This is a genomic window from Persicobacter sp. CCB-QB2, from assembly GCF_001274635.1.
In the GTDB taxonomy this organism is placed as follows: Bacteria; Bacteroidota; Bacteroidia; order Cytophagales; family Cyclobacteriaceae; genus Persicobacter; species Persicobacter diffluens.
Genome location: NZ_LBGV01000001.1, coordinates 1,535,558 through 1,548,780, shown reverse-complemented (window position 1 = coordinate 1,548,780; position 13,223 = coordinate 1,535,558). Strand labels below are relative to the sequence as shown.

Genomic DNA, 13,223 nt, shown 5'->3' with positions numbered 1-13,223 from the left:
TTCAATAATAATAAAAAGCCTTTGCAAATTTACTATTTGCAAAGGCTCATCGATAAAATATCGAAATAGGCGTTCTCGGCTAATTCATCAAAATAAAAGGGGTAAAACAAGTTTTTCGGTCGTTTCCCCGCAATTAGTTTTGGGAATATTTGTTTCAACTTCTCAAAGTGAGCACTATTTGCTGAAATAAATCCGTGAATCTGTACTTCTGTATCTTGGCGGTTCAATTCCTGCTCCTGCATCACCATATAAGCATATTGTCCGTAATCATCAAAGCTTTTAATGGGGAACTGATTATAGAACTTCAGTCTTCCGTTGTTAACGTAAACAATATGGAGATAAAAGCGATCCACAAAAAGGTGAAATTGATCCTGTTGATCTTTCGATCCTTCAAAAATTCCGTTTATCACCGCATTTCCCTGATGGTAAAATTCTAATTCCTTCAGAGGGTATTGGTTTCTGAGAAAGTCAACCAATAATTGTGAGGCAGAGAAAACATTAATGACCTCCTGATTGGCCATGCAGGCGGCACTGAAAGTCAGGTTTTTTTGATGATCTACCGGCGCTACTAGAGAGAGGTAATTTTGCGCTTGATCCGGGATGAAAAACTTAGAAGGGACTAAAGCAAAAGTATTGGTCTTAAAGGCCACTTTAATACGCTTCCAAAATCCGGCGGGCAATAAGTGATGCGCCTCGATTAGTTGACGGATCTTCTCCACATGATCTTCCTCCGTCTCACTTTCCTGTAAAATGAAGTCATCAAGAAGAAGACAGCGAGAATCTCTGCTGTCAATGATGCACGCTTGCACGTCACGCTGACCTATCTGCAATAGGAGGTCATAGTGATGCAAGTCATCAATAACGAGTTTCTCGCTGTCTTGAATATGATGAACTTCTTGGTAATTCAGTGTACTGATAGCAGTCAATTTATTATTCGAAGTTACCTGCAGTTGTTACGTCAGTTCTAGAACCGATTCTTAACGGCTTACGGCTGTAAATCTGGTTACTTTCTTTACGAGTAGGATCTACCGGATCGATGTCTTTCACCTCGAAAACCGCTACGTCGTTGTTACCCTTCTTTACGTGACCAGCCCAAATAGAGAAATCTTTTGAAGAACCAGGAATACGGTTCAATTTAGTTGGATCAAAGTTAGGGAACTTAGCTGCAGTGAAGATTGTATCACGCAAAGCAATTTGGTCCAATGTATCGATTTCAATGGTTACTTTTTCAGCACCATAAGCCAATTGCTCAATGTGCTCTGTCTTTTGAATGATAAATACAGAACCAGTATCCGCAAAAGCCTTCAAAGTATCCCAGTTACCACAATAATCTCCGTATACGGACTGATAAGCGATTTCAGCCTCACGGATAGTTTTCAAACGTTCGATAACCGCTTTTTCTGTTACCTTGATTTTTTTCTGCAGATCGATATCGGCCTTGATATCTGAGAAAAGAAAGTATGCAAGACCAATGGCCACAGCTCCAAAAACAAGTGTTAAAATCCTAGTCGCGTTCATTATTATTCTCTAATTTTTTATGCAATTATAAGGTTTATTCGGTCACAAGGCAACGAACAAAACAATTTATTTGGCGTTTAAAGATCATTTTTTAAATGACCATTTAATCCAAGGATGCCAGACCAGTCTTTTGCTCGGTCGAAAAAAGAATGCCGACATCCTTTTGGTAGTTGTTGTATTTGCTGCAGCCTAAGATAATCCAATTTTTTTATAATCTGATTATCAGCGCTTAATTCCGGGTCGAAGCCCATTCTGATATTGCCAGACAGTTTTTTGACTTCATAAAATAATTCGATGGCGTGAAGGGGTGGTTCCAAAAATTCATTAAAAAACAAAAATCGATTCACGCTAATTTCAATTCCACATTCTTCCAGGAATTCTTGTTTGAGTGCTTGATCGATGCTTTGGGCATAATTTAATCCGCCACCCGGAGGGCCCCAAAAATTGCCTGCTTCATTGATGCTATGGTGCTCTATCATCAGGCATTTATCATTTTCTATCAACAGTCCGCTCACTCGAATGCGCAACTTTCCTCCAAAGGTTTTAACAATGGCTTCTTCTGTGGTCATTTTTTTTCAGGATCTTTAGTTTTGCCGGCGCTCTGCGCTAAATTTGTGTGAAACTAATTAAATACCTCTTCCTTGGCAAAATTCGCTTCCTTATTATCCACCCATTTTCAGCATGAGCCTACCTCCGGCCAGCAATTGGTTTTCGAGTTGCTGGATGAGTTTATGAGTAATGAACAGCAGCAGGTGTTTATCCTGAGGGGTTATGCCGGTACCGGTAAAACCTCCGTGGTTTCTGCCATTACCAAAAGTCTCACTTATATCGCTTACCGCTCCTTATTGATGGCTCCCACGGGACGGGCAGCTAAGGTGATGGCCAATTATTCCGGCCGTCGTGCTTTTACCATTCACCGTTTAATTTATAAGCAGGTGGTGGATGAAATCAGTGGTTTGCTTAGTTTTGATCTTCAAAAAAATAATGCCAAGCGTACCTTATTTATTGTTGATGAGGCCTCCATGCTGAGTGATGAAGGGAATTATAGTGGTAGCAGTGTTTTTGCTGATTTGTTGCAATTTGTTTTTGCAGACCCCTCTAATAAGCTTTTGCTGGTAGGAGATGTTGCCCAGTTGCCCCCGGTGGGCTTTCAGGAGAGTCCGGCATTGAAGCCTTTCCATCTGGAAGGGAAATACGGACTGAAAGTCAATAGTTTTGAGTTGACAGAGGTAGTGCGACAGGCCGAGGGATCCGGCATTTTGACTAATGCTACCCGTTTACGCTATGAAATTCAAAGGGCCAGTGCCCAGCCTAAGTTGCAAGTGGGAGGATATGACGATATTTACCGAATGACGGGCGAGCGCCTGGAGGATGGTCTTCGATACGCCTATGACAAATTTGGGGTGGAGGGAACGGCCATTATTTGCCGGTCCAACCGTTCGGCGGTTCAGTATAATCAATATATTCGCAGGGCGATTCGCTTCGCGGAGGAGGAGATTGAAGCCGGAGATTTTTTGATGATCGTCAAAAATAACTATTCCATTCTTCCGGATGATGCGCCTGCCGGTTTTCTGGCCAATGGGGATTTTGTGGAAGTGATGAAGGTGATCAACCTGGAGGAGCGATACGGATTGAAATTTGCCCTTTTGCAGTTAAGATTATTGGATGTAGAGAAGCAATTACCCTTTGATGCTATGGTATGTTTGGATACCTTGTATACGCACAGCCCGGCATTGACCGAAGAGCAATTTCAGCAATTGCAGCAAGCGGTAAAGTTCGATTATCAGGACGAAAGTTCTGAAAGAACATTCCGAGAGGCCCTTCGGAAGGATCCTTATTTGAATGCCCTTCAGGTGAAATTTGCCTATGCCCTGACCTGTCACAAGGCACAGGGTGGGCAATGGCCGGCCATTTTCGTGGACCAGGGCTACCTGCGGGAAGATCAGGTAAATGCAGAATGGCTACGCTGGCTCTATACGGCTGTTACCCGCGCCAGTGAGGAATTGTTTTTGATGAATTTTAATGAAAAGTTCTTTTAACCAAAAGAAGATCATCATGAAAAGTGCATGGATTATTTTCTGGATGCTAGTTTTCAGCTCGGCGGTTTTGGCCCAGCAGCATCCAATAGTAAAGTGGGAAAATGAGGTGGTGGATTTCGGTGAAATAACCGAGGGAGAGGAAATAGAAGTGGCCTTCGCGGTGGTGAATGAGGGCGGGGAGCCGCTCATTATTTCCAAGGTGATGAGTACCTGCGGTTGCACCATTCCAGAATGGCCGCATGATCCCATTTATTCCGGAGAGAAGTCGAAAATTGTAGTGAAGTTTAATTCAACCGGCAAAGTGGGTCGGCAAAATAAATTGATTCGGGTGGTTTGTAATGTAGTGGAGGGTTATAAGGTTTTGCGGTTAAGTGGACAGGTGGTCCCGAAAGAAATGGAAAATTAAATTCATTGATGGGAAAAATTTCTATCTTGCATGCCCTTGAATAAGCATACATTTTAATTAAAGATATTTATGAATAACTGGTTTCTTTGTAAGGTAAAATATCGCAAGGAAGACGATAAAGGTATTTTGAAAAACATCTCTGAGGCCTATCTGGTAGATGCCCTGTCTTTTACTGAAGCGGAATCTCGTATCCATGAGGAGCTGGGTTCTGTGATTCGGGGAGAATTTCAGGTAACCAATATGTCCAAAAGTAGAATTGTGGACGTTTTTGAATATCCAGATACGGACAATTGGCACAAATGTAAGGTGACCTATGTAATGATTGATGAGGAGGCTAAAAAAGAGAAGAAAGTTTCCAATATTATGATCGTTTCCGCAGCAAATGTAAAAGAGGCCTATGAGCGTATTCAGGAAAGCCTTTCCTCTATGTTGGTGCCCTTTCAAATTCCGGAAATTGCAGAAACTCCGATTGTAGAAATATTCAAATACAAAAGTCCGGATCAAAGAGTTCCTGAGGGTTTTAAACCTGTAGAAAAAACAGAAGAGGCGGAATAAAACCGGTGCTCAAAATGATGAGCATTTTTAAACCATACCGTTTTTAGAGCCGAATGCAGGCTTTGAAATACTATAAAAAAGGCTGTCAACAGAAAGTTGGCAGCTTTTTTTATGCCCAAAATTCTTGTCCTTAAAATTAGCCAGGATTATTGAGGCTTTAACCCGGATTATTCATGCTACAATCCTCGTTAAGCTGCAGGGCGGGAAAAATGAAGGAATAGTTTTCTACTTCGATTTTTTTTGCAACGAAGCAGATGAAAGAGGAGAAAGCAAGCATCCCCATATTGGGGCTTTTTAAAATTAAAGAAAAATACTTGTAATAATAGGAGGGTAAGTTTTTCGACTAAGGGCTCTCAATTTAGCGATGAATAATTGAGGCTAAGAAATGGATTTTTTTCCACAAAGCAGTTTTAAGGTAAGAAATAGAGTGTTCCTGATAGTTTTTTGGAGCTTATCAACTGTATTTGACTGAAGTTGGTGGCGATAGCTTACATGCGCATTTGGTGTTTATAATAGGGGTAAGCTAATAGAATGGTGAAATTGGTGTTCTGAAGCGTCTTTTATTTAAAGAGACTCTTGAAAAAATGAACGTTTATAAAGAATTCCTACTTGTTCGTCAATTTCTAAATTAGGGATCAAACCGATTTACATTCAGGTGGTTAGGTGTGTAGTTTTTAGCTTGAAAACCAACCTAACCTAGCCGTATGAAGAAATATTTACCACTTTTCTTACTTATTCTTTTGAGTAGCCCGCTTATGGCAGGTGGGGCCAAATTTCAAAAGGGCTTCTGCCGGAGCACTTCTGGTGCCTGGGGGGCGATTTCAGTGGCCAATTCTTTTGCTTGGACAGAATCCCTGACAGGGCAGGTGGGGCAATTAGGAATGGGCATTGCCATGGGGAGCCAGTGGAATGTGGCTGATCGGCTTGCTTTGAGAACGGGAGGTTTTTTGGGTTTTGGGACCTATCGGTCCTATGAAATCATTCCTTTGGTGGTGGATAATTTCGAAAAGCCTATCACCCAAAATAGCTTTCAGTTTGGGGTCCCTTTGACGCTGGTAATTCACCCTATTCCGGATCAGCCCCTTTATTTTTTAGCAGGCTATGAAATGCGTGCCATTGCACCGGATAGTCATACAGCGGCCTGGGGAGCGACTGCTTTTTCCAATATGGGGCTGGGTTGGGCTTTCAGTGGATTATCAGCCGTGGAGCTCACTTATCAACAACAAATATACTCCAATGCATTGCAGTCCCTTAGTGGGCATGCGCTGCATCGTCATCAGAATGCCATTAGCTTAAATTTTGTATTCACTCCAAATTTAAAATGATGCGATGTTTTCTACTCTTAATATCGATAGTAGTAAGTTTCCATTCAGTGGCCGGGGCGAATGCCTTTGAGTTTGCTAGGGAAACCTTTCGTTTTGAATTATTAGAGGAAGAGCAACAGTGGGCTCTTGAAAAGTCATTGAAAAAAAGGCAGGAATCCCTGAAGGAAAATGGCGTTCCTCAGGAATTTACTATCCCGAATAAAATGATTTTTTACCGGGAATCAGGAGAGGGACATTGTTATGCACTTAAGAACCGGAATTACCCTTTCAGCGTCGGTATGGTTCCTTCGGATTTAGTGCAATTGTATGAAGAAGAGGCCTGGCGCGCATATCAGCAATATGGAAAGGATGCTCCGCCTTTGAGTGTGGTGCTGGCCATGCATTATACCGAATCTGCTTTTAATCCTAAAAGTTTAGGTGATAGGGGGAATAGTATTGGCCTTGGGCAATTGTACAAGCCCACCGCTCGTATTCTATTGCAACAAGATAAGGCCTTTTGGAGCAAGTATTTTTATTTTGACCGCAAGGGGCAGCATCATTTTCGCTCGGTCCGCGATATGGTTCGCTTTACTTTTGATTTTTTGAAACTTGAAAAAGAATATGGAGCTGACAATAAATTTGATGGAATTCGCGCCTATAATGGAATAGGGGAACATGCGGAAAAGTATGCCCGAAAAGTGATTATGCGTAGTTTGGTCTATGAACGCTTTTTCGCGCAATACCATCAGCGCCAGATAGATTTGGAAAGCTTTACTCTTAAGCTTAATCAAATGTTGGTTCATCAGGTCCTGCATTATTATGGGCAGGGAATAAGTCCAACGGAATTCAATGCCCTTTTTAATGTTTGTATGGAGCAGATTCAGGGAAGCTTTTTGTTTCCTTCCTATTATCCTCCTCAACCCTTTAGCAATCAGGAGTCGGCCATGCAGGTGGATTTTCAATCCGTCCATAATCTTTCAGGCGAATCCCATAAAGCATTTTTGATGGTTGAAGATGGGCAGTGCGTATTTTCCTATTTCAAAAATGCGTCCGTTTTGCTGGAGGTCATCAATAAGGAAGATAACGGTGGATTCTACTGTTATGATTTTTGGCAGGGCAAAAGGAAAATTCTTTTTGATCAGGAAGATTTGGTGGATGATACTTTCTATTCCAACGTCATCCCCGGGGATTTCCTTTTTATACCCAAAGGTACTTTGGTTTACGCCCCACGGGAGCAGATCACTCTTTTGGTCAGGTAATAATAGACTTTGTATTGAAGAATTATCCTTTATCCTAAAGCATAATCTTAGGGAGGCAAATACAAGTCTATTTACATATAACCCTAATCGCATCATTAACCATCGACATCATGAAAAATAGTTTACGCTCGTTATTTATACGATTTCTTTTTGTCGTCATTAGTTGGCCTGCACTTAATTTTCACTCCTATGCAGGCATTGAACCCATTACCATCAAGCAGGTAGCCTTTGGCAATTCTTCCTGTGGAAAAGAAACAGGTTTTGTGGAAGTAGAAGTCAAAGGAGGACTACCTCCTTATCAATATGATTGGGTGGATGAAATGGGTAACCCTTTGGAGGGAACGACTTCCCTTGATGGCCTGTCATATGGGTATTACTTCCTAAAAGTTACCGATCAATTAGACCTTGAAGGGGACTATACTGTTCAGATCTTTTCTTCTGATGATAATACCGGACCGGTGTTTACCTCCTTTCCTGAAGATATTGATGTTCCCCGCCTGGATCCCAAGCATTGGAATTTGTCGGTTTCACCGGATGTTACCCTTAAGCCCACCGCTGCGGATGAATGTACAGAGATTCGCGGACTTTGTTATACCGATAAAGCCGAGGAAGTTGATTGTAACACCACCCGCGTTTTTCGCACCTGGACCGCCTATGATTATGATGGGAATACCACGGAGCGGGTGCAGATCATACAGGTGATCGGAGAAAAAATCTTTGAACCCTATTATCCTCGCGGATATAAAGTTTATACCCGAGACGCTTCGGGTACAGTAGTTTTTTTCGATGCGGAAGCCTATTGGGGCATTGAAGAAGCCATAGTGGAGACGTCCATTCCTTCCGGAACTAAATTTGGAATTGGAACCCATGAAGTCGCCATGCGGATGGTGAGTGAGTGTAATCAGGTAATAGAAGATACTTTCACCATAGAGGTAATTCAAGAAAGTAACAATCGGAATTTAAGAAACCCCTTATACCTGAATGCCGGTTCTTTGCAGAATTTTTTCTCCGATGAAGGAAAGCACTTTGAGGAAGATCGTTTTTTTTATGGCGGAGCATTGAAAGAACTCCCATATCGGCTGATATCCGGAACCATAGAGGATCGTATTTTGCGGGAATTTCGGGAAGGGGAAGATTTTTCTTATAAAATCCCGGTAGAGTCTGGTCTTCGGTATCGGGTAATCATGGAGTTTGCCGAATTGGAGTATGATGCGGTAGGAGAGCGTGTCTTTGATATTTGGTTGGATGGCTTTGAGGTTTATGAAAATTTTGATGTAGTTCAAGAGGCCGGAGGTAGGGCGATTGCTCATCAGGTAGTGCTGGAAGTGGTTTCGGAGGATGATATGCTGGACATTCGATTTGTGCAGGAAGAGGGGAGCCCGGGCTTGGCCATGGTCAATGCGGTGACGGTCATTCCGGAACAAATCAGGGAGGGAGTCTTTCTAAATGCCAGTGGCGTTCAGCCTGTTTTAACGGATGATTTCGAACTTTTTGAACCGGACAATTTTGCACGTGGGGGAGGAAGTTATACGGATGTGTCCAGACCGGAGATTGGCAATACGGATTTGGATGAGCTGTTTTGGTCAGAGCGCTACGGTGAATTTGAATACCGATTAAATACGGAAGTGGGGCAAAATTATGAGCTGACGCTCTATTTTGCGGAGATCTTTCATCAAGCCGCGGGTAAGCGATTGTTTGATGTATACCTCAACGATCAAAGGATTCTTGAAAATTATGATATTATCGGCAAGGCGGGTAAGCCCTTTGAAGCTGCCGTGGAAAATTTCAATTTCAAAGCCACCGAGGGGATTACGAGAATAAAATTTAAAAAACCGGTAAATCTTCCCTCCGGAGTGGATGGCAACCCAAAGCTTTCCGCTATGAAATTTGTGAAAAGCTTCAATCAGGATCCGCCTCAAACAGGCACTTTGATTAATGCTAATGCGGTGGATGGATACATTGCTTCTTCCGGAGATTTGTTTTCTGCGGATAAATATTTCGAAGGTGGGAGGCCATTTAGTTTGGGCGGAAATGTGGCGATTCAAGGGACGGAGGACCCACAATTGTATTTGACCGAACGGTTTGGCAAAGATTTTTCTTATGCGATTCCGGCTGAAGCAGACCGTTTTTATCAGGTAGAGTTGCACTTTACGGAAGTGTACTGGGATGCGCCTGGTAACCGATTTTTTAACGTAGACATTGAAGGCGAACAGGTGATTCAGGCTTTGGATATTTTCAGAGAAGCTGGCGGAAGTCATCAGGCGCTGGTGAAAAGGTTCATTGTGCAGGCAAAGGACCAGGAATTGAATTTACGTTTTTATGTAGACGGGGGTGAAACAAACCTTTGTGCGGATAATGCCAAGATTTCTGCGATCAAAGTGACCAATGCCAGTCCTGTGAATGAATTATGGACTCTGGGCTTTTTGCAAACCATTAATGCGGAATTTTCTCTGGAAGATCAAGCCATTATGTTCCCTAATCCTACCAAGGATTATGTAAACTTTAATATAGAGATCAATGATCCATCCGAATTTGCTATGCAGATTCTGTCCCTGGATGGTAAAGTACGAATAGTGGATTCCTCCCTGTTTTCATTGGTGGACAACCTGCTCCGGGTCAATTTATTACCCTATGGTCTGGAAAATGGTACGTATATGGTGCGGTACTGGATCGATGGAAAAGAACAGGAATCTCAAAGATTAATGATTGTCGATTAAGGGTGGGCTGCCTTCCAAGGGGAGGTGGCCCTTTATTTTAACTGCCAAAAACCAATAATAATATTGCAGGTGATGGGGCGGTTACCAATCACTTCAATAGTGGACATCCTGCTCCGGGTCAATTTATTTCCTTATGGTCTGGGAAATGGCACCTATATGGTGCGGTACCGGATTGATGGGAAAGAACCGGAATCTCAAAGACTAATGATTGTCGATTAAGGGTGGGCTGCCTTCCAGGGGGAGGTGGCCCTTTATCTTTACTGCCAAAAACCATTAATAATATTGCTGGTGATGCGGCGGTTGCCAATCACTTCAATGGTGGACATCTTGCTTCGGGTCAACTTATTTCCCTATGGTTAGGAAAATGGTACTTATATGGTAGGTTGTCGAATATTTCGGACAGGTAGCTGATTTCTTCCTGATGAATGACTCTGGCGTGATCAAAACAGGGGTTGATTACCTCACATTAAAGGATTTTCGACAGCCTACTTATATGGTGCGGTATCGGATCGATGGAAAAGAACAGGAATCTCAAAGATTAATGATTGTCGATTAAGGGTGGGCTGCCTTCCAGGGGGAGGTGGCCTTTATCTTTACAACCAAAAACCAATAATAATATTACTGGTGATGCGGCGGTTGCCAATCACTTTTCCACTTTGAAACGAGATCGGCCCAAAAGGCGTTAAATATCCAATTTCTCCACCTACCCCAAAAGCTTCAAATTCCTGTGAATTAGGTTCCAAAATGAATGGGTCGGGCTGTGGGTTAAGGTCTGAGACTAAAAAGGAATCCACCAGCTTCATCTTTCCATAATTAGCCATCAGTTTGAGGAATAATTTGTTCTGGAATCCATATTGAATCCCCAGGCGTGCAATTCCCAGGTTCTCCACCGGGATTTCTCTTAGGCTTAATCCCCAAAAAGGAATGGAGTTCTCTTCTCTGGGGTAAAAGCCTCCAACGTAAAGGGAATTCAATAAATTTTGATTGGTATTGTAGGAGAAGCCCAAATTTCCTCCAATTTGAAGCGAAAGGTTATCATTGAATTGCACATATTGGTCAAATCCAAAAGTGGAGACAGCAATTTCAGAAAGGGTGACAAATTCGCTTAGATTGACTTGCTCTTCCACTATATCACTAACCGCCTCATTGTCAAATTTAATGCGCTCGACCCCTTCTCCTACTATGGTGCTGAAGTGTACCCAGGCTCCGGATGAGGGATAATACCGTTTATTTAGGCTGTTGTAGCTGTAGTAAAAACGATACTCCATATTGGTGTAACTCAGTGTATTCACAATCCGAAGGGTTTCATCCGCAATGGTGGGAGACTGATTGGCCAGTTTGGCCCCAAAATCCAGCCCAAAAGTATGTCTGAAGGTGCCGGTGGTCCTAAGCCCGACCCGGGGCTGAAAAATGGTTTCCGTCATCAGGGCCGTTTTATGTCCTTTTTCATTATATCGGGGTAAAGGATTTTGCACCGCATTGATATCTGCATACAGCGCAAAACGATTACTTTTGCCAATACTTTTAAGCATATTTAAGTGGACATAAGGGTTCTCTGATAAATTCAATTCCGCTAGTGATCGGGAAGAAGGAGCAAGGAAGTCATATAAGGAAAAGTTAAATACAAGTCCTGCGCGGTATTCTGAAGAATAGTTCGGACTAAAAGATAAGCGGCCAGGAGGGCTTTCCTGTCCAATGATTTTTATGGCATCCCCATTCGTTTTATTGGCGTCTTCAATCTCAAAATTTAAACTGGAAAATTTTAATGTTCCGTAAAGGCGCGTAAGTTCATTATTAATTTCATTAATGGACCATTCATTAGATTTTTTCATTCTTATAGTGGATTCCAATAATTCCTGATTACGCTTTAAATTGGGATCCAAATCAATTTCGGTGATCTTATATTCCTCTTTCAGTGAAGGCTTTCTTAAGTTATTTTGTTTGGGGTATAGGCCCAGGCTATCTGCTAGTGTCTGAAATTGCTCAGCATATAATGCGCCATAGTGATCTCCAACTTTCAGAATTTCAGGTGTTTTACTGAAGGAGGCAGAAGAGAATTCCATCAGGTCTGGAGTGATGAGAATATCACATTTCTTTTTTTGTTCCCGGGTGTCGTACACGCCATTCATCCAGGCAGATTGGAAAAGAATACCAGTGGCAGATTTTAAATTCTTTCGATCAAGTAGATCCTGAGCTACCAATACCCCAATAACATAATCTGCCCCCATTTCCAGTACCTCATCCACCGGAAAATTCCGGATAAGTCCACCGTCCACTAAAATACGGTCTCCCATTTCAATGGGTGTAAATATAGACGGTATCGCCATGGAAGCACGCATGGAAAGCGCCAGATTACCGGAGTCCAGGACGACCTTTTCGCCCTTCACAATATCAGAGGCTACACAGCGAAAGGGGATGGGGAAATCATCAAAGGACTCAATATTGTGAACGCCTCGTGTGAGCGTGGAAAGCAATTGGTTGATTTGTTGGCTTTGGAGCACTCCTGCCGGAAGGCTGAGTTTTTTTCCATCAAAGACCAGGTCAATCATAAAACGATTGTAATAGGGCTTTTCTTCCACCACCACATTTCGAAAAGGAATTTTATTAGAAAGTACTTTTTCCCAGTCTACGCCACTTACGATCGTTTCAATTTCATCTGCACTGTAACCGATGGCGTATAATCCACCGACTAGTGAGCCCATAGAAGTGCCGGTGATGTAATCCGGGCGGATTCCGGCATTTTCCATTGCCTTTAGGATACCAATGTGCGCGAGACCTTTGGCGCCACCGCCACTTAAAACCAGGCCTATTTTAGGTCGCTCAGCGGTGTTTTTATCCTTTCCAAAAAGAATAATGGGGAGGAAAAGGAAATAAACAAGGAGGGTATAATATTTTGGCATATGGGTTATTCGATTGCATTTTTAAATATCGAAGCTTTCCCAATGCTTTACAATAAAATAGAAAAAAATAAAAGCCTGCTGAATGAACAACAGGCTTGCTTATTTCACCCCTAGCATGTACGGACAGATTCAATAAATCTATCCAAGGGAATAAATTAACAGTATATTGGTTCCATTTTTTATAGTCCAAAATGGAAAAGACTTATTTTATACACTTTAATCCGCTTAGTTGACTTCTTCTTTGGGTACAGGAGGTTGTAAAGAATAAATAATAGATCGGGAAATTAAATCCCAGTCTACCACCTGTGCCATTTCTTCTACAAATTGATGTTCGACATCTTCCGCTTCCCGGTCTACTTTCTGACTCATATTGGTCAGCCAGTCCCGGATTTTGCTACTTAACAATTCCGCGTCATTGTCCACAGCCGCGGCTTGTTTTTTCCAGTCTTGAATGGTTTTTTCATCCATGCAGACCAGTTTCCAGACTAAAGCAGTTTCTTTATTGAGCATAATACTTAGCGTTAG

The 13,223-nt window shown here is 42.3% G+C and carries 12 protein-coding genes; 7 read left to right on the top strand and 5 right to left on the bottom strand.

Annotation, left to right across the window (positions count from 1 at the left end; all coding sequences use genetic code 11):
- Positions 1-32: 32 nt before the first annotated feature.
- From NG22_RS07025 to NG22_RS07015, 3 genes are all read right to left on the bottom strand, one after another.
- Positions 33-926, bottom strand: coding sequence for a DUF3822 family protein (locus NG22_RS07025; protein ID WP_072159047.1), 894 nt, complete (start codon positions 924-926; stop codon positions 33-35).
- Positions 927-930: 4 nt separating this feature from the next.
- Positions 931-1,518, bottom strand: a complete 588-nt coding sequence (locus NG22_RS07020; protein ID WP_072159046.1) for a hypothetical protein — start codon at positions 1,516-1,518, stop codon at positions 931-933.
- A 77-nt stretch (positions 1,519-1,595) separates the two neighbouring features.
- The gene (locus tag NG22_RS07015; protein ID WP_053405080.1) at positions 1,596-2,087 is read right to left on the bottom strand and encodes an NUDIX domain-containing protein; all 492 of its coding nucleotides are present in this window, start codon (positions 2,085-2,087) and stop codon (positions 1,596-1,598) included.
- Between the two features lie 72 nt (positions 2,088-2,159).
- On the opposite strand from NG22_RS07015, the gene NG22_RS07010 reads away from it, so the two are divergent.
- The 7 genes from NG22_RS07010 to NG22_RS17765 all read left to right on the top strand — a co-directional run bounded on the left by NG22_RS07010 (position 2,160) and on the right by NG22_RS17765 (position 10,017).
- Positions 2,160-3,557, top strand: coding sequence for an ATP-dependent RecD-like DNA helicase (locus NG22_RS07010; RefSeq protein ID WP_053405079.1), 1,398 nt, complete (start codon positions 2,160-2,162; stop codon positions 3,555-3,557).
- A complete protein-coding gene (locus NG22_RS07005) occupies positions 3,541-3,963 on the top strand; it encodes a DUF1573 domain-containing protein (protein WP_053405078.1) in 423 nt (140 codons plus the stop codon). The genes NG22_RS07010 and NG22_RS07005 overlap by 17 nt, the downstream gene beginning before the upstream one ends.
- Before the next feature lie 69 nt (positions 3,964-4,032).
- The gene (locus NG22_RS07000; protein WP_053405077.1) at positions 4,033-4,518 is read left to right on the top strand and encodes a DUF4494 domain-containing protein; all 486 of its coding nucleotides are present in this window, start codon (positions 4,033-4,035) and stop codon (positions 4,516-4,518) included.
- Positions 4,519-5,222: 704 nt separating this feature from the next.
- Entirely contained in the window at positions 5,223-5,843 is a 621-nt protein-coding gene (locus NG22_RS06995) for a hypothetical protein (protein ID WP_157600905.1), read from the top strand.
- A complete protein-coding gene (locus tag NG22_RS06990) occupies positions 5,840-7,081 on the top strand; it encodes a hypothetical protein (RefSeq protein WP_157600904.1) in 1,242 nt (413 codons plus the stop codon). The genes NG22_RS06995 and NG22_RS06990 overlap by 4 nt, the downstream gene beginning before the upstream one ends.
- A gap of 110 nt (positions 7,082-7,191) precedes the next feature.
- A complete protein-coding gene (locus NG22_RS06985) occupies positions 7,192-9,798 on the top strand; it encodes a malectin domain-containing carbohydrate-binding protein (protein WP_053405074.1) in 2,607 nt (868 codons plus the stop codon).
- 72 nt (positions 9,799-9,870) lie between these two features.
- Positions 9,871-10,017, top strand: a complete 147-nt coding sequence (locus tag NG22_RS17765; RefSeq protein ID WP_157600903.1) for a hypothetical protein — start codon at positions 9,871-9,873, stop codon at positions 10,015-10,017.
- Positions 10,018-10,391: 374 nt separating this feature from the next.
- On the opposite strand, the gene NG22_RS06980 is transcribed toward NG22_RS17765, so the two are convergent.
- Both NG22_RS06980 and NG22_RS06975 read right to left on the bottom strand, forming a co-directional pair.
- The gene (locus NG22_RS06980; RefSeq protein ID WP_053405073.1) at positions 10,392-12,698 is read right to left on the bottom strand and encodes a patatin-like phospholipase family protein; all 2,307 of its coding nucleotides are present in this window, start codon (positions 12,696-12,698) and stop codon (positions 10,392-10,394) included.
- A 225-nt stretch (positions 12,699-12,923) separates the two neighbouring features.
- Positions 12,924-13,208 (bottom strand): hypothetical protein, encoded by a 285-nt coding sequence (locus tag NG22_RS06975; RefSeq protein ID WP_053405072.1) that lies wholly within the window; start codon positions 13,206-13,208, stop codon positions 12,924-12,926.
- Positions 13,209-13,223: the final 15 nt, after the last annotated feature.